This is a genomic window from Cryobacterium sp. TMT2-18-2, assembly GCF_004402245.1.
Lineage (GTDB): Bacteria > Actinomycetota > Actinomycetes > Actinomycetales > Microbacteriaceae > Cryobacterium > Cryobacterium sandaracinum.
This window is the reverse complement of record NZ_SOFU01000042.1, coordinates 76,357-93,175: the sequence shown is the minus strand read 5'-3', so window position 1 is coordinate 93,175 and position 16,819 is coordinate 76,357. Positions and strand designations below refer to the sequence as shown.

Sequence of the window (16,819 nt, the reverse complement as noted above, 5' to 3'; positions counted from 1 at the left end):
TGATCGAGTTGTCGGTGATCGAGCTTGTCGAGATTCAATCGATCGTCACGTAGTCAAGGCCGGAGTAGTGTCCGGAGGTCATCTTCTGGCGCTGCATCAGCACGTCGTTCAGCAGGCTCGACGCCCCGAACCGGAACAGGCTCGGCGTGAGCCATTCCTCGCCCACGGTTTCGGCGACGGTCACGATGTATTTGGTGGCGTCTTTAGACGTGCGGATGCCGCCGGCCGGCTTCACACCGACCTTCGCCCCGGTGAGGCGATGCCAGTCGCGCACGACCTCGAGCATGGAAAGGGTCACGGGCAGGGTGGCCGCGACGGGCACCTTGCCGGTGGAGGTCTTGATGAAGTCGCCGCCGGCCAGAATGGCCAGCCACGACGCGCGGCGCACGTTGTCGTAGGTAGTGAGCTCCCCGGTCTCGAGGATCACCTTGAGGTGGGCGAAACTGCCGTCGGGGCGGCGGCAGCTCTGCTTGACCGCCACGATCTCGTCGTAGACCTGGCCGAACCTGCCGGACAGGAACGCACCACGGTCGATGACCATGTCGATCTCGTCGGCGCCGGCCGCGACGGCGTCGTGCACGTCGGCCAGCTTGATCGCGAGGGACGCGCGCCCACTCGGGAACGCGGTCGCGACGGCGGCGACGTTCACGCCGGCATCCGTGCCCGCGGAGTGCGCGGAGCCGAGAGCGGCGACGGCGTGCGGCACCATGTCGCCGTAGACGCAGACCGCGGCCACGCGAGGGCAGCTGAGGTCGCCGGCGTCGGGCGTGAGGGCTTTGCCGACCAGGGACTTCACCTTGCCGGGGGTATCGGCCCCCTCGAGGGTGGTGAGGTCGATCAGGCTGATGATCTTGTCGATCGCCCACTTTTTCGAGCTGGTCTTGATCGAGCGGGTGCCGAGGTCGGCGGCACGCTGCTCCAAGCCGACGGCGTCGATGCCGGGGATGCCGTGCAGGTAACGCCGCAGATTCGCATCCGTGGCTTCGCCGCCGATGAGCGCCAGGGCGCGTTCCCCGGTGTTCAGCTGGGCCATGGCCGTTTGGCTGGTAGTCATGAATTGTCCTTGCGGTCGGGGTGCGGTCATGCGTTTTCGCCGAGGATGGCGAGTGCGGTGTCTTCGTCGGTGACGAGCACTGTGCACAGGCCGCTGCCGACGACGGCGCGGGCGATGGAGTGTTTGGAGCCGCCGGTGATCACGGCGATGGCGGTCTTCGCGTGACGCAGCGCTTCGAGCTGGATGCCGACGGTGCGGCCGTTGAGTTCCGGGTCGACGATGTTGCCGTTGCTGTCGATGTACCGGCCGACGATGTCGCCGACCGCGCCCTTGCGTACGAGCTCGGCGACCTGTTCCGCGGTGAGGTAGCCGCTGTCGACGAGAGCCGAGTTTTGGTCGGCCTGGCCGGCGCTGAACAGGTAGGCGGATGCCGCGGAGCCGAGGTTCAGCACGGCGGCGACGGAGCGGTCGGCTTCGATCGCGATCTTGGTGTCGAGGCGCTCGAGGATGGCGGGGCTCGGCAGCAGCGTCGCCGCCCCCGAGGCCTTGTGAGCGATGGTGACGGCCGTCGCGGCTGCGGTGCCGGCGCGCCGGTTGAGGCTGACTCCGCCGTTGATCTGCACGACGTTGACGCCGTTGGCCCAGCCCTGGGCCAGGTGCAGCGACACCTCGTGCAGGGTGCGGCCCCAGCTGATGCCGAACGTTCGCGGCACCGGGCGGAGGCCCGTGAGGTAGTCGGCGGCAGCTTGGGCGGTGCGGGACTGGAGTTCTTCGTCAGTGGAGACGCCGGCGGAGGAGACGACGATGGCATCCGTCAGGTGCGTGGTCTCGCGCAGCCGGCGTTCGATGGAGAGGCGACGGGCGCGCGGATGCACGATTTCGATGCGGATGAAGCCACTGGCCTTGGCCTGGGCGAGGAGCCGGCCCACCTTCCAGCGGGTGAGGCGGAGAACGGTGCCGATTTCGTCCTGCGTCTTGTTTTCCTCATAGTAGAGCTCGGCCGCGCGAATGGACAAGAGTTCGTCGGTGTCCGTCATGGTGCTCCGTTCCGTTCGGGCCCAGCCTAAGTCTCCGGTCTCCCCCGATCAACGCCTGTTGGCCATGTTGCTCATCTGCGCATTCGGGCATCGACACCGCATCTCAGCACGCCCTAGGCTGATCTCATGCCCACCAGCTACGCTCTCGCCGTCGACCTCGGCGGCACCAAGGTTGAAGCCGCACTCGTCGACGAGCAGGGGGTCGTGCTCGCCGCCAGCCGGCACCGCGCCCCCACCGGCCCGGTGAAAACCGCCGACGAACTCGCGGACAGTGTACGGACCGTCGTGACGCGCGCCCGAGCGAGCCTGCCGGCCGGAGACGCCCTCCTCGGCGTCGGCATCGGCACCGCCGGACCGATCACCGTGGACACGGGCACGGTTTCTCCGTTGAACCTGCCGGCCTGGCGGGATTACCCCTTACGGGACCGTGTCGCGGCCCTCGTGCCCGATGCGCCCGTGCGCCTGCGTCTGGACGGCCTCTGCATCACGCTCGCCGAGCACTGGCTCGGCGCCGGGAGGGGCGCCGACAGCCTGATGGGCATGGTCGTGTCCACCGGCGTCGGCGGCGGCCTGATCCTGGGTGGGTCCACCGTTTCCGGGGCCACCGGCAACGCCGGGCACATCGGGCACATCGAAGTCGGCGGGTTCGACGACGCCTGCGCCTGCGGCGGCACCGGATGCCTCGAGGCCGTCGCGTCCGGACCGCGCACCGTGGCCTGGGCGCGCGCCGAGGGCTGGCCGGGCCTTACCGGCGAAGATCTCTCGGCCGCGTACGCCGCAGGAGACCCGATCGCAATCAGTGCGGTCAAGCGCTGCGGCCAGGCCATCGGCCAGGCGATCGCCTCCGCGACGAACCTCGTGGACCTCGACGTGGTGGCGATCGGCGGCGGCTTCTCACACGTCACGCCGGACCTGTTCGACTACGTGCGAGCGGCCGTCGCCGAGCGCACGGTGTTCTCCTTCGCGACCCGGGTGCGCGTCGTCGCATCCGCTCTCTCCGGCGACGGCCCACTGATCGGCGCCGCGGCGCTCATCCACCGCGCCGATCTGGTCGCCTGAGGCGCCCGCGCCCGCTGCACGGCGTCGGCGAGGGCAGCGGCCAGGGCGGTGCCGATCAGGAAGGCGAGCGGCCAGGTCCAGCCGCCGGTCAGCTGGTGCAACGGCCCGAAAGGCAGCCGCCTGACCAAGTAGCCGGCTCGCAACAGCGAGATGCCCGGTCAGGCCAGGATGCCGCGGACCTTGTCCACGTCGTCGTGCATCTGCACGATCAACGGTTCGATTCCGGTGAACGCGACCATGCCGCGGATACGTTCGACGAAGGACACCTCCACCACATGGTCGTACAGGTCGATGTCCTGGTCGAGCACAAAGGCCTCGACCTGCTTCTGCGCCACACCGTCGAAGGTGGGGTTGTTGCCCACCGAGATGGCCGCCGGGTAGCGGAGACCGGCATCCGTCAGCCAGCCCGCGTAGACCCCGTCCGCGGGGATGAGCCCCTCGGACGCCGGTGACAGGTTGGCCGTGGGAAAGCCGAGTTCGCGACCCCGCTTCGCACCGTGCACGACCTCGCCGCGCACGGTCGGGTTGTGCCCGAGCAGCGTGGTGGCCGCGCCGACCTCGCCGCGGGAGAGCAGCTCGCGGATCCAGGTCGACGAGACCCGGCGCATCCGGTCTGGTTTCACGTCGTCGATCAGGCGCACGGTGAACCCGAACCGGTCCCCCAGCTCCTGCAGTAGGTGCACATCGCCGGCGCCGCGAGCGCCGAACCGGAAGTCGCGGCCGACCAGAACGGTGCGCGCGTGAAGCCCCTGCACCAGGATGCTCTCAATGAAGTCCTCGGGCGACAGAGCGGCCAACGCCGCGGTGAACTCGAGCAGGAGGGTGGCGCGCACGCCGGTCTCGGCGAGCAGGGCAAGCTTCTGTTCGGTGCTGATCAGGGTCTGTGGGCACTCCTGGGGGGCAAGCACGGCGAGCGGATGCCGGTCGAAGGTCACCACCACGGAGGCCAGTCCGGCGCTGTCGGCGAGTGCCTGCAACTCGGCGATGACCGCGCGGTGCCCCGCGTGCACACCATCGAACTTGCCGATGCTGACCGCGGAGGCCGGCCAGTCGGCCGGGATGTCGGCTACGCCGCGCAGCACCTTCACTCGCGCACCTTCCCGCTCCGGGATAGCCACCACATGCCCAGGACCGGCAGCACGAGCGGGATGAAGAGGTAGCCGCGGCCGTACAGCGACCAGACCGAGTCGTGCGGAAACAGGGCCGGGTCGACGAGGCTGAGGGTGCCGACCACAAGCACGCCGGCGAGCTCGAAGCCGATCGTGATCCAGGCCACCCGGCGCCAGCGTCCGCCGCTCCTGATCAGGGCCACCGTGGCGACGATGTAGACGACCGCGGCCAGAGCGGACAGTGAGTAGGACAACGGTGCCTCGGCAAATTTAGAGGCGATCTGCACGAAGGAGCGGCCCGTGGCGGCGAGCGCGAGGAGGCCGTAGACGGCGATCAGCACGCGTCCGATGCCGGTCACCGGGGTCGGCCGAGCGGTCTGGGCGGGCGTCCCTGCGGCGTTGCTCTGCTGTGCGGTCATGGCTTACTGATTATCGCAGCATCCGTGGATCCGATTTCACGGGCGCCGGACTTCTCGGCCCTGCATCTCACAGGCCCTGCATCTCACAGGCCCTGAATCTCACAGACCCTGGATCTCACAGGCCCTGGACGGTCCAGATCTGCCACATCCGGTAGACCATCACGGCCACGCCCAGCCCGCCGACGCCCAGGATGACCGTGCTCCAGCGGCTGCGTTCGATCAGCGCCCAGGCTGCGGCGGCCACGGGCACGAGAATGGCGCTGATCAGGTAGGTGTAGAACTCGAGCAGGCTGCCGGTCGCGGTGTTGCCCGTGAGCGGGGCGACGATCGCGACGACGAGCTGCACGATCAGCAGCAGCTCTACGAGCGCGGTGGCACCCATGGTGAGGTCGCTGGGTTTGCGCCCGGCCAAGCCGAGGGCGATGCAGAGCAGGCCGGTGAGGGTGGCCACAGCCAGCTGGAGCCACATGAACCACTCGATCATGCGGTGGCCTCCGGGGCTGCCGCGGGTTGCGGGGCATCGGCGACCTGATCGGGTGGGAAGTTGAGCAGGGACTTGGCGTGGTCGCCACGGTACTCGACCAGGCCGACCAACCGGCCGTCCGGCGCGACCGCGGCCACCGGGCCGACCGGCACCGCGGTGCCGGCTTCGGCGTCGGTGCCGACTGCACCGTCCACCGCGATGCGCTTGCCGTGTCCGAGGTCGATGGCCTGCTGCTCTGTCAGGTCGAGGCGTCCCAGGATGCGCGTGGCGGCATCCGTCGGGCCGATCAGTCCGGCGGCGACGTCGAGCTCGGCGAGCGGCTGGGCCATGTCGATGCCGAACGGGCCGATCCGGGTTCGGCGCAGGCTGGTGAGGTGGCCGCCGACATGAAGGGCGGCGCCGAGGTCGCGGGCCAGCGCCCGGATGTACGTGCCGGAGGAGCACTCCACCCGCACCTCGAGGTCGAGGAACCCGTCGGCCGGGGTCAGGGAGAGCAGCGCGAACGCGCTCACTGTGACGGGGCGGGCCGGCAGGTCCACTTCTTCGCCGGCGCGCACCCGGGCGTAGGCGCGCTTGCCGTCGATCTTGATGGCGCTGACGGAGCTGGGCTGCTGCGCGATGGCGCCGGTGAGGGCGCCGATTCCGGCCGCGACGGCTTCTGGCGTGACGGCGGCCACGGCGTCGACGGATGCCCGCGCCAGCTCTTCACCCTCGGCGTCGTCGGTCGTCGTCGACGCACCCAGTCGAATTGTCGCCAGGTATTCCTTGTCGAGGCCGACGACGTACGTCAGCAGGCGGGTGGAACTGTTGATGCCGAGGACCAGCAGGCCGGTGGCCATCGGGTCCAGCGTGCCGGCATGACCGACCTTGCGGGTGCCGGCCAGGCGGCGGGTGCGGGCGACGGCGTCGTGGCTGGTCCAGCCCTGGGGCTTGTCGACCAGGAGGAGGCCGCTGACGGTGGCGCCGACCTTCGTCGACCGCTGCCCGGGCGTCCGTTCGACTGTCGGTTCGCTGGCTGGCCCGCCGGATGCTTCGTTCATTCTTGACATGGTATCCGGCCCCGGCCCGGCGCTGACCCATCGGGCGCGACCTAGGCTGGGGGGATGGATATTGCGGTGATCGGAGCCGGCGCCCTCGGCGGCACGTTCGCGACCCTGCTCGCCCGGGCCGGTCATACGGTCACCGTGACAGCGCGCGGACCGGCGCTTACGGCCATCCGGGCCGAGGGAATTTCCCTGACCGGGGCCTTCGGAACCGTACGCCAGCATCCGCTCGCGCTCGAACGTCTGGCCCGAACTCCTCAGCTGACGCTCATCTGCACCAAGGCCCAGGATGCGGCGGCGGCCATCGGCGAGAACGTCCGGGTTCTCGACGGCTCCCCCGTGATCGTCGTGCAGAACGGCCTCGACGGGGTGCGCACCGCGGGCTCTCTGCTGCCCCGCTCGGACTGCTTCGGCGCCCTGTCGATCATCGCGGCGAACTACGCGGCACCCGGACAAGTGACGATCACAACCGCCGCGCCCACCTATCTGGGCCGGGGAACCGGCGCCGCGGATGCCGCCACGCTCGCCTGGCGGGACGTGCTCGCCGGCGCCGTGCCCACCGTCGCCCTCGACAACTTCGTCGGCGCCCAGTGGACCAAACTCGTCGTCAACATGCTCAACGCACTACCCGCGATCACCGGGATGAGCGTTCAGAATGTCATCGACCACGCCGGGCTGCGCCGCGTGATGACCGAGAGCATGCGCGAGACCGTGGGGGTGGGGATGAAGCGCGGGGTGCGTTTCGGCAGCCTGCAGGGGCTCGGCGACCGGCCGTTGAGAGCCTTCTCGCGGCTGCCGCCGGCCCTTGGCCAGGTGCTGCCGCTGAGGCTGAAGGCCCGCATGGGCGACGTGCCGAACCTGGGTTCGACGCAGCAGAGCCTGAAGCGCGGGCAGCTCACCGAGGTCGACTTTCTCAACGGCGCTGTGGTGCGGGAAGCCGCCCTGGCCGGCGTGCGGGCGCCCGTGAACGAGCTGCTGACCACTCTCGTGCACGAGGTCGAGGCACGCGGGGTGCCGCTGGCACCGTACGACGTGCTCGAGCGGTTCGCGGCGCTGCGCCACTGACCGTCGCGACCCGTGACCCCGATCAGCAGCTGTCGAGGAACACACGGCGCGGGTCGGCCGGGTTGCTCACGTCGACGATGGCCGTGGCCCGGCCGCGCGGACGCACCTCGCCGCGATACAGCCGGTCGGCGACCTCGTGTTCGGTGACCGTGCCGGCGTCCTCGGCACCGCCTGGTCCGAAGCGCACAGCGTCCGCCTCGGTCTCCACCAGAACGCTATACGACCATAGGTCGCGCAACTCCTTGCGATTCAGGTACTCGCCGTCGAGAATCAGCGTGGCGTCGGACGGCCCGGTCAGCCAGGTCGGCTGGATCCAGGCATCCCGGTCGGCGTCGAACGCCCGCGTGACGAAACCGGTGCTGCCACCCAGCCGGAACGGGTCGAGCAGCACGCGCCGCAGCAGCGAGAAATCGTACAGGTGGCGCAGCAGCCGCTCGGGAGATTCCGGGCCGAAGCGCTCCTGCTCCGCGCGCGACCGCCGGAAATCGCGCAGGGAGGCTGAGAACACCGGATGCTCCCGCTCACCGAACACGGCGGCCAGGTCGTCGGCGAAAGCGGCGCGCTCCGCGGCCTCCGTGCCGTCGATGGCGACGACCGTGCGACCGAGCCCGTAGACGCCAAGGATTTCGGTCGTGAGTTCCCGCAGGAACTCGATCCGGGGAGTGGAGGCAAGCTGCATCTTTCGAGCCTAGGTTAGAACGGTGAATGCCACGCTCACGCTCGCTCCTGCAGCCGGCTCCCCTGCCCTCAGCCTCGCCATCAACGCCTGGTTCCGGGGCAATGCCCGCGACCTGCCCTGGCGCCGGCACGGCTTCGGCGCCTGGGGTGTGCTGGTGAGCGAGTTCATGCTGCAGCAGACCCCGGTGAACCGGGTGATTCCCCGCCTCGCGGAGTGGCTCGAGCGCTGGCCGACACCGGGTGACCTCGCGGCGGTCCCGCCCGGCGAGGCGGTGCGCGCCTGGGCAAACCTGGGTTACCCTCGCCGGGCTCTGTGGCTCCACGCGGCCGCGGTGGAGATCACCGAGCGGCACGATGGGGTGGTCCCCGCCGACGTCGACGCCTTGCTGGCCCTCAGCGGGATCGGCGACTACACGGCCAGGGCGGTCGCCGCGTTCGCCTACGGCCTGCGGCATCCGGTCGTCGACACCAACACCCGGCGGGTCATCGCGCGCGCCGTGGCCGGCCAGGCCGAACCGGCCCCACCCAGCCGCACCCGCGACCTGGACGCCATGAGCGCGCTGCTCCCTCTCCCCGTGAGCGACGCCGCCGTATTCAACGCCGGCATGATGGAGCTGGGCGCCGTGGTCTGCACCGCCAGGAGCCCCCGGTGCGATGACTGCCCCATCCGCGCCGCCTGCGCCTGGCGCTTGGCGGACTACCCGCCCTATTCCGGCCCGCGCAAAGCCGTGCAGAAGAAGTTCGAGGGCAGTGACCGAAAGGTTCGAGGCTTGATCATGGCCCAGCTTCGCGCCACGCGGCACCCGGTGACGGATGCCGAGATCACCGGCCTGTGGGCCGACTCACCGCAGCGCGACCGGGCTTTGGCGGGCTTGCTGTCCGACGGCCTCGCCGTTGCCACCTTGCCCGGGGAGTACATCCTGCCGCAGGGATAAGCCCCTTCGGGCGCGAAAAAGGCCGAACCGGCCCGCACACCGCTGACGGATGGTGCGGGCCGGCACGGCCGGCCGGTCACTGACCGGCAGGTGGTGCATCCTTACTTCTGCGAATCCGAACCGGCGGGAACGTCGGCGGGAACTTCGGCGGGAACTTCGGCATGTTGGCCGCCCGCGGGCTGCGCCACGTCGTCGTCCTCGTCGTCGTCGTCACCTTCGTCCTCGTCGTCGTCGTCGTCTTCGTCTTCGTCGAATTCGCGCGGCTTGACGTAGGGGTCCTCGTCGCCGGCATACTTCGCCGTCCGAGCCTGCTCCTCGACCTGAGTGTCGCGCTCGCGCGCCTCACGCAGCAGGTCGTCGATCAGGGCCGCATTCTCCGGGATGGCGTCCGCGATGAATTCGAGCGACGGCGTCAGCCGGGCGGTGATGTTCTTACCGACCTCGCTCCTCAGCATGCCGGTGGCCGCCTTGAGCGCTGCCGCACTGTCGGCTCGTTCCTCCGCCGAACCGTAGACCGTGTAGAACACCGAGGCGTGCTGCAGGTCACCGGTCACCTTCACGTCGGTGATGGTCACAAAACCGAGCCTCGGATCGCGGAGTCCGCGTTCGATGCGCTTGGCCACGATGACCTTGATGCGGTCGGCCATTTTCCTGGCGCGTGCCGGATCTGCCATTGTCTAACTCCTATTGTCGAAAAACTACCGAAGGAGCGGGCCCCGCCTCGTCCCTGTTCAGGAACCCGGCGAAACCCGCACCCATCTTCCGTAGGTCGTTAGACCCGCGGCTTTTCCTTCATTTCGATCGTCTCGATCTCGTCACCGATCTGGATGTCGTTGAACTTGCCCAGGCCGATACCACACTCGAAGTCCGTGCGGACCTCGGTGACATCGTCCTTGAACCGGCGCAGCGACTCGATGCCCAGGTTGTCTCCCACGACGACACCGTTGCGGATGACCCGCGCCTTGGCGTTCCTCGTGATGACGCCCGACCGTACGATGACGCCGGCGACGTTTCCGAACTTGGAGGAGCTGAATACCTCGCGGATCTCGGCGACACCACTCTGCACCTCTTCGAACTCGGGCTTGAGCATCCCCTTGAGGGAGTTCTCGATGTCCTCGAGTGCGTTGTAGATGACCGAGTAAAAGCGCACATCCACGCCTTCACGGGCTGCGCGTTCGCGTGCCTTCGTGTCGGGGCGCACGTTGAAGCCGATGATGATGGCGTTGTCGACGGTGGCGAGGTTGACGTCGCTTTCCGTGACCGCACCGACACCACGGTGGATGATGCGCAGCTGAACCGAATCGTCGACCTCGATCTTGAGAAGCGACTCTTCCAGGGCTTCAACAGCACCGGAAACGTCACCCTTGATGATGAGGTTGAGTGATTCGACCTTGCCCTCTTCGAGTGCACGGGTGAAGTCTTCGAGGCTGATCCGCTTACGGGCCTTGGCCAGCAGGGCGTTGCGCTCGGCGGCTTCGCGCTTCTCGGCGATCTGACGAGCCGTGCGATCTTCCTGGATCACCAGGAAGGTGTCGCCGGCACGCGGAACGCTGGAGAGGCCCTGAACCTGGACGGCACGGGACGGGGTTGCGGCGAGCACGGGCACTCCGTTCTCGTCTGCCATCGCACGAACGCGGCCGTAGGCCGTGCCCGCCACGATGGAGTCCCCGACGTTCAGTGTTCCCGACTGGATGAGCACGGTCGCCACGGCGCCACGACCCTTGTCGAGGCGAGCCTCGATGGCCACGCCGCGAGCGTCCTTGTCCGGGTTGGCCCGCATGTCGAGACCGGCGTCAGCGGTGAGGAGCACGGCGTTCAGGACTTCCTGGATGCCGGTGCCCTGCTTCGCCGACACGTCGACGAACATGACGTCTCCACCGTATTCTTCGGCGACGAGACCGAACTCCGTGAGCTGCTGGCGCACCTTCTGCGGGTTGGCGCCGGGCTTGTCGATCTTGTTGACTGCAACCACGATCGGCACGTTGGCGGCCTGGGCGTGGTTGAGCGCCTCAATCGTCTGCGGCATGATGCCGTCGTCCGCCGCGACCACGAGGATCGCAATGTCCGTCACCTGGGCACCACGGGCACGCATGGCGGTGAACGCCTCATGGCCCGGTGTGTCGATGAAGGTGATGGCGCGTTCAATGCCCTCGTGTTCGGTGATGACCTGGTAGGCACCGATGTGCTGCGTGATTCCGCCGGCTTCGCCCGCGGCCACCTTCGCATTGCGAATGGCGTCCAGGAGCGCGGTTTTACCGTGGTCGACGTGACCCATGACGGTGACGACGGGGGGACGGGCGACAAGCTCGTCATCCGTCTCGTCTTCCAGCTCCTGGTCGATGTCGATGTCGAAGGCGAGCAGCAGCTCGCGGTCTTCGTCGTCGGGAGAGACCATCTGGATCTTGTAACCGAGCTCGGAGCCGAGCACGTCGAACGTGGCCTCGTCGAGCGATTCGGTTGCCGTGGCCATCTCACCGAGGTGGAACAGGACCGTGACCAGGTTTCCGGGGCTCGCGTCGATCTTGTCGGCGAAGTCCGTGATGGACGCACCGCGGCGCAGACGCACCACGGTTCCGCCATCGCCGCGGGGTACGCTCACGCCACCCAGCGACGGAGCCTCGCGCAGCTCGAACTCTGCTCTCTTCGTCCGCTTGGACTTGCGGGCCTTGTTCTTGCCGCCACCGCGACCGAACGCACCAGCGGTTCCGCCGCCGGGGCCGCGACCGCGACCACCGGCGCCGCCACCACCGGCAGGACGGGGCGGGCCGAAGCCGGGGGCTCCGGCCGGGGCGCCACCAGGACGTTGGAAGCCGGGGCGTGCGCCGCCGGCACCACCCGGAGCGCCACCGGGACGCTGGAACGCACCCGGACGCTGACCGAAACCGGTCGGGCGCGGAGCCTGCCCGGGGCCACCCGGACGAGGTGCACCGGGGCGCGGGGCCGCGGGGCGCGGAATGTTACTGGGCGAAGACGTGGACGGCGGGCGCTGGCCCATGCCCTGCGCGCTCGCAAACGGGTTGTTGCCGGGACGCGGACTCGGGGTCTTGCCCATGCCCTGGTTGCTGGCGAACGGATTGTTGCCCGGACGAGCCGTCGGCGGCTTCGGCACGGACGCACCGGGCTTGGCTGCGCCCGAAGCGCCACCCGCGGTCTTGGCGACCGGGGCATCCGTCGCGGTCACGGTCTCGGTGACGATCGCGGCGGCCGCAGCCTTCTCGGCGGCGGCCGCCTTCTCAGCAGCCTGAGCCTGACGCTCGGCGACGGTGAGCGGGGCAGTCGGCATCGGCGGGGCGTCCGCGGCGGGCGCCGCTGCGGGGACCTCGACGACGGGACGTGCACCCGGCTTGACGGCCAACTTTGCCGGGGACGGACGTGCGCCGCCCGGCTTCGCGGGGGTTGTCGCGGCGACGGGGGTGGTGCCCGCTGGGGCTGTAGCAGTGGCGGCGGGAGCCGCGGTGCTGGAGCCATCGGCCGCCAGGGCGGCGCGCAGACGGCGCGCTACCGGGGGTTCGACGCTACTGGACGGGCCCTTGACGAACTCGCCCATCTCTTTCAATTTAGCAAGGGCAACCTTGCTGTCGACGCCGAGCTCGCTAGCGATCTCGTGTACGCGTGGTTTCGCAGCCACAATTCTCCTGTTCCGGGTCTGCACCCGGAAAGGGGCAGACCGTTAGTAACGGACGGGTCTCATTTCGAGCCGCTCATTAGTTATCCATAAGCCTGTTCAGCCTGTTCTCTAGTTGATTCGCGTCCATTGAACTGGTCACGCGAAGGGCACGCCCGAAAGCGTGTCGCCGCAGTGCGTCCTGGAAGCACGCGGTAGTGGGATGCAACCACGCACCTCGCCCAGGCAGAGTGGCGGTTTCATCCACCACGAGTTCCGATTCTCGGGCTACAACCCTCAGAAGTGAGGATCGCGGAGCGCGCAAACGGCATCCAATGCACGTTCTAACGGAATCCATCGTACCCCCTATTCCGTGTCCTCCAGAATACTGTCCGGCTGAATGTCGATTTTCGCACCCGTGAGCTTGGCCGCGAGGCGCGCATTCTGGCCTTCCTTGCCGATCGCCAGTGACAGCTGGTAGTCGGGAACGAGGGCTCGGACGGCCTTGATCGATTCGTCGATCACATAGGAACTGGTGACCTTGGCCGGCGACAGTGCGCTCGCGACGAAGGTGGCCAGGTCTGGCGAGTAGTCGACGATGTCGATCTTCTCGTTGTTGAGCTCCACGGTGACGGCGCGCACGCGCTGGCCGAGTTCGCCGATGCAGGCGCCCTTGGCGTTGACGCCGGGCTCCGTGGCGCGAACGGCCATCTTGGTGCGGTGACCGGCCTCACGGGCAAGCGAGACGATTTCGACGACGCCGCTGGCGATCTCCGGCACCTCGAGGGCAAACAGCCGACGCACCAGCGAGGGGTGCGTGCGGGACACGGTGATCTGCGGGCCTTTGAGGCCCTTGCCGACGGCAGTGACATAGACGCGAATGCGCTGTCCGTGCACGTAGCTCTCGCTCGGCACCTGCTCCTCGGGCGGCAGGATCGCCTCGATCGTGCCCAAGTCGACGTGGATCATGCGCGGGTTCGGACCCTGCTGGATGATCCCGGCGACGATCTCACCCTCGCGGCCCTTGAATTCGCCGAGCACAGCGTCATCGGCCAGGTCGCGCAGGCGCTGGTTGATGACCTGCTTGGCCGCGAAGGCCGCAATGCGACCGAAGTCGGTGGGGTTGTCGACGGCTTCGCCGACGACGTTGCCCTCTTCGTCGTGTTCGGGCACAAAAATGTCGACGTGGCCAGTCTTGCGGTCGAGGACGACGCGCGCTTCCGGCTCTTCCTCGACGGCCTGCTTCGTGGAGACTTCACCCTGCTGGGTGTGCTTCACGTAGGCCGTCAGAATTGCTTGCTCAATGATCCGCACGAGTTCCTCGAAGGGAATCTCTTTCTCGCGCTCCAACTGCCGCAACACGCTGAGGTCGATGTCCATGGCCGGCCTCCTCTATTCAGATCTTGCCGCCGCGAAACTGCGCAACGGGCTCGTCTTAGATTAGCCGACTCCCCGGACGCCCGTCACCCGTCCCCGGCCCGTTCCGCGCCGAAACCGCCTTCCCCTCGGCCCGCACGCGGCGCTACGCTGGGCGGATGGCAGCCGATTCCGTATCTGACAACGCTCAGCACGCTGCACGCACCGCCGAGGGCAGCCGCACCTTCCAACTTCTGGCCCGCGCCGGTTATGCGGTGAACGGCCTGCTTCACGTCATGATCGGCGCCATCGCAATCAGCGTGGCAACGGGCGCCGGTGGCGAGTCGGCAGACCAGTCTGGCGCGCTCGGGCAGTTGGCCCAAACCCCCGGCGGCGTGTTCGTGCTCTGGACGGTGGTTCTCGGCCTGTCCTCGCTCGGCCTCTGGTATCTGGTACAGGTGTTCCTTGAACCCGCCCAAGATCCGAAACGCAAGTGGGCCCACCGCGCCGTCCTGATCGGCAAGGGTGTCGTCTTCCTGTTCATCGCGGGGACGGCGTTCACGTTCGCCCGCGGAGCCTCGGCAAGCTCGTCGGAAACAGCCAGCGACTCGACCGCGAGACTGCTGTCGATTCCCGGGGGCGTCGTGCTGCTCTTCGTCGCCGGCCTGGCCGTGGTCTCGATCGGCGGCGTCTTCGTTCACCGCGGGGCCAGCCACGGCTTCACCGACAGCATTACGGTGCCCGGCGGCCCGGCCGGCACGGTGGTCGTCATCCTCGGAACCGTGGGCTACATAGCGGAGGGCATCGCGCTGGCCGCCGTGGGCATCCTCTTCACCGTGGCGGCTTTCACGCTCGACCCGGAGAAGGCCACCGGCATGGACGGTGCGCTGAAGTCACTCGTGGCGCTGCCGTTCGGGGTGGCAATCCTGGTGCTGGTCGGCGCCGGAGTGATCGCTTATGGCGTGTACTGCTTCGCCCGGGCCCGGCTCGCCCGCCTCTGAACCTTCAGCCGGGCCGGGCACTCAGGCGACGCTGGCGGCCAGCTCGGCAACGGCCACCTGGGTGCGATCACCGGTGCGACGGTCCCAGAGTTCCACGATGCCGTCGGCGGCTCCACGGCCCACGATGACGATGACGGGGATGCCGATCAGTTCCGCGTCGCCGAACTTGACGCCCGGCGACACCTTGCGGCGGTCGTCGTAGAGCACGTCGCGCTGGATTCCTTCCAGCATGGCGACAACGGTTTCGGCAGTCTCGAAGACGACATCATCCCGGCCGGTGGCGATCACGTGCACGTCGAACGGTGCGACCGTCTCGGGCCAGATCAGGCCCTTCGGGTCGTTGTTGAGTTCGGCGATGGTGGCGAGGATGCGGGTGACGCCGATGCCGTAGGAACCCATCGTGACCGTGACGAGCTTGCCGTTCTCGTCGAGAACCTTGAGCCCGAGCGCCTCAGCGTACTTTCGGCCGAGTTGGAAAACGTGGCCGATCTCCATGCCGCGGGCCAGCTCCACCGGGCCGGAGCCGTCGGGCGCGGGGTCGCCGACGCGAACCTCGGCGGCCTCGACGGTGCCGCCCAGCTCGAAATCCCGGCCGGCGACGAGACCGAAGACGTGGCGGCCGGGCTCGTTCGCGCCCGTGATCCACTCGGTGCCCTCCACGACGCGCGGGTCAACCAGAAAGCGGATGCCGGTGGTCGACTTCTCACCGAACACCGCTCCGTTCGCGCTCCAGGGTCCGATGTAGCCCTTGACCAGCCCGGGGAACTTGGCAAAATCCGTTTCGTTCGCGGCCTCGACCTCGGCGGGGGTGACGGCCACCTCGACGCGCTTGAGGTCCACCTCGCGGTCGCCGGGGAGGCCGATCACAAGGAGTTCACGGGTGCCGTCGGGTTGGATGAGCGCGAGGACGACGTTCTTGAGGGTGTCCGCGGCGGTCCAGGCGCGGCCGTCGGGACGCGGATGGTCGCTGTTGGCCCGGTCGACCAGGGTCTGGATGGTGGGGGTGTCCGGGGTGTCGAAGACCTCGGCGGTGGGGAAGCCAGCCCAGTCGATCGATGGCGGGACGATCGTGCGGAAGGCCTCGATGTTGGCCGCGTAGCCGCCGGCCGAGCGCACGAAGGTGTCTTCGCCGACCGGGGTCGGGTGCAGGAACTCTTCGCTCTTGGAGCCGCCCATTGCGCCGGCATCCGCCTGAACGATGACGTACTCGAGGCCGAGCCGGGTGAAGATGCGCTCGTAGGCGTCGCGCTGAGCCTGGTAGCTCGTGTCGAGGCCGGCATCCGTGTAGTCGAAGGAGTAGGCATCCTTCATCGTGAATTCGCGACCGCGCAGCAGTCCGCCGCGTGATCGGGCCTCGTCGCGGTACTTGTCCTGGATCTGGAAGATGGACAGGGGCAGGTCCTTGTAGGAACTGTAGAGGTCCTTCACGAGGAGTGTGAAGACCTCTTCGTGGGTGGGGGCGAGGAGCATGTCGCTGCCCTTGCGGTCCGTGAGCCGGAAGAGGCCGTCGCCGTATTCGTCCCAGCGGCCCGTGATCTCGTAGGGTTCCCGCGGCAGCAGGGCCGGGAAGTGCACCTCGAAGGCGCCGGCCGCGGCCATCTCCTCGCGCACGATCGTCTCGATCTTGGCCTTGACGCGCAGGCCGATCGGCAGCCACGCAAAGATTCCGGGGGCCTGGCGGCGGATGTAGCCGGCGCGCACCAGCAGGCGGTGGCTGGTGACCTCGGCGTCCGAGGGGTCTTCGCGGAGGGTACGGAGGAAGTAGTTGGACATACGAGTAGGCACTCACCTACTTTACGGCGCGCGGACAGACGTCGCGGCGCACCCGGTGGACGGCGGCGCCCGTTCCGCGGTCCGCCGGCTTACGCAACCAGCGCCGCGAACCGTCTGACCGAGGTGCCGCCAGCGGTGGTCGAGCTCGCCGAGACCTGGCGACCCGACGTGCGGAGGCTCCCGCCTCGGGCATTCGTTGCGGCCGGTCGCTAACCTCGGAGATTTTTTCGCAACACGCCGCACAATGCGGCGCCAAAACCGG

General features: G+C 68.4%; 16 protein-coding genes. 4 read left to right on the top strand and 12 right to left on the bottom strand.

The genetic code is table 11. From position 1 onward, the window contains the following. Window positions 1-34: 34 nt before the first annotated feature. Window positions 35-1,054: a deoxyribose-phosphate aldolase gene (gene deoC / locus E3O22_RS15205; RefSeq protein WP_134396359.1), complete on the bottom strand. Its 1,020-nt coding sequence runs from the start codon at window positions 1,052-1,054 to the stop codon at window positions 35-37. Window positions 1,055-1,080: 26 nt separating this feature from the next. Then, entirely contained in the window at window positions 1,081-2,031 is a 951-nt protein-coding gene (locus E3O22_RS15200) for a sugar-binding transcriptional regulator (RefSeq protein WP_134396361.1), read from the bottom strand. Window positions 2,032-2,157: 126 nt separating this feature from the next. Here E3O22_RS15200 and E3O22_RS15195 point away from each other — a divergent pair, with 126 nt between their 5' ends. Continuing rightward, window positions 2,158-3,090, top strand: coding sequence for an ROK family protein (locus E3O22_RS15195; RefSeq protein ID WP_134396363.1), 933 nt, complete (start codon window positions 2,158-2,160; stop codon window positions 3,088-3,090). A gap of 158 nt (window positions 3,091-3,248) precedes the next feature. On the opposite strand, the gene E3O22_RS15190 is transcribed toward E3O22_RS15195, so the two are convergent. The 4 genes from E3O22_RS15190 to truB form a co-directional block, all read right to left on the bottom strand. Then, on the bottom strand, window positions 3,249-4,178 hold the full coding sequence (locus E3O22_RS15190) for a bifunctional riboflavin kinase/FAD synthetase (RefSeq protein WP_134396365.1): 930 nt from the start codon (window positions 4,176-4,178) through the stop codon (window positions 3,249-3,251). Next, window positions 4,175-4,618 carry a hypothetical protein gene (locus E3O22_RS15185; RefSeq protein WP_134396367.1) on the bottom strand — a complete coding sequence of 148 codons (444 nt, stop codon included), beginning with the start codon at window positions 4,616-4,618 and terminating at the stop codon, window positions 4,175-4,177. The genes E3O22_RS15190 and E3O22_RS15185 overlap by 4 nt, the downstream gene beginning before the upstream one ends. Window positions 4,619-4,733: 115 nt before the next feature. After that, on the bottom strand, window positions 4,734-5,102 hold the full coding sequence (locus E3O22_RS15180; protein WP_134396369.1) for a hypothetical protein: 369 nt from the start codon (window positions 5,100-5,102) through the stop codon (window positions 4,734-4,736). After that, window positions 5,099-6,142, bottom strand: a complete 1,044-nt coding sequence (gene truB / locus E3O22_RS15175) for a tRNA pseudouridine(55) synthase TruB (protein ID WP_134396371.1) — start codon at window positions 6,140-6,142, stop codon at window positions 5,099-5,101. The genes E3O22_RS15180 and truB overlap by 4 nt, the downstream gene beginning before the upstream one ends. 63 nt (window positions 6,143-6,205) lie before the next feature. On the opposite strand from truB, the gene E3O22_RS15170 reads away from it, so the two are divergent. Further along, window positions 6,206-7,210: a ketopantoate reductase family protein gene (locus E3O22_RS15170; RefSeq protein WP_134396373.1), complete on the top strand. Its 1,005-nt coding sequence runs from the start codon at window positions 6,206-6,208 to the stop codon at window positions 7,208-7,210. Window positions 7,211-7,232: 22 nt separating this feature from the next. On the opposite strand, the gene E3O22_RS15165 is transcribed toward E3O22_RS15170, so the two are convergent. Then, the gene (locus tag E3O22_RS15165; protein WP_134396374.1) at window positions 7,233-7,889 is read right to left on the bottom strand and encodes a hypothetical protein; all 657 of its coding nucleotides are present in this window, start codon (window positions 7,887-7,889) and stop codon (window positions 7,233-7,235) included. 79 nt (window positions 7,890-7,968) lie between these two features. On the opposite strand from E3O22_RS15165, the gene E3O22_RS15160 reads away from it, so the two are divergent. Next, complete coding sequence (locus E3O22_RS15160) at window positions 7,969-8,823, top strand: A/G-specific adenine glycosylase (protein WP_166784675.1); 855 nt, start codon at window positions 7,969-7,971, stop codon at window positions 8,821-8,823. A 101-nt stretch (window positions 8,824-8,924) separates the two neighbouring features. On the opposite strand, the gene rbfA is transcribed toward E3O22_RS15160, so the two are convergent. From rbfA to nusA, 4 genes are all read right to left on the bottom strand, one after another. Beyond that, a complete protein-coding gene (gene rbfA / locus E3O22_RS15155) occupies window positions 8,925-9,497 on the bottom strand; it encodes a 30S ribosome-binding factor RbfA (protein ID WP_134396376.1) in 573 nt (190 codons plus the stop codon). A 98-nt stretch (window positions 9,498-9,595) separates the two neighbouring features. Beyond that, window positions 9,596-12,451 (bottom strand): translation initiation factor IF-2, encoded by a 2,856-nt coding sequence (gene infB, locus E3O22_RS15150; protein WP_134396378.1) that lies wholly within the window; start codon window positions 12,449-12,451, stop codon window positions 9,596-9,598. A gap of 76 nt (window positions 12,452-12,527) precedes the next feature. Then, window positions 12,528-12,785, bottom strand: a complete 258-nt coding sequence (locus E3O22_RS15145) for a YlxR family protein (RefSeq protein WP_134396380.1) — start codon at window positions 12,783-12,785, stop codon at window positions 12,528-12,530. 8 nt (window positions 12,786-12,793) lie between these two features. After that, window positions 12,794-13,807 (bottom strand): transcription termination factor NusA, encoded by a 1,014-nt coding sequence (gene nusA, locus E3O22_RS15140; protein ID WP_134396382.1) that lies wholly within the window; start codon window positions 13,805-13,807, stop codon window positions 12,794-12,796. Between the two features lie 155 nt (window positions 13,808-13,962). On the opposite strand from nusA, the gene E3O22_RS15135 reads away from it, so the two are divergent. Next, window positions 13,963-14,784 carry a DUF1206 domain-containing protein gene (locus E3O22_RS15135; protein ID WP_134396384.1) on the top strand — a complete coding sequence of 274 codons (822 nt, stop codon included), beginning with the start codon at window positions 13,963-13,965 and terminating at the stop codon, window positions 14,782-14,784. Between the two features lie 21 nt (window positions 14,785-14,805). Here the strand turns inward: E3O22_RS15135 and E3O22_RS15130 are convergent, their stop codons facing one another. Further along, window positions 14,806-16,569: a proline--tRNA ligase gene (locus tag E3O22_RS15130; RefSeq protein WP_174720142.1), complete on the bottom strand. Its 1,764-nt coding sequence runs from the start codon at window positions 16,567-16,569 to the stop codon at window positions 14,806-14,808. Between the last annotated feature and the right edge of the window lie 250 nt (window positions 16,570-16,819).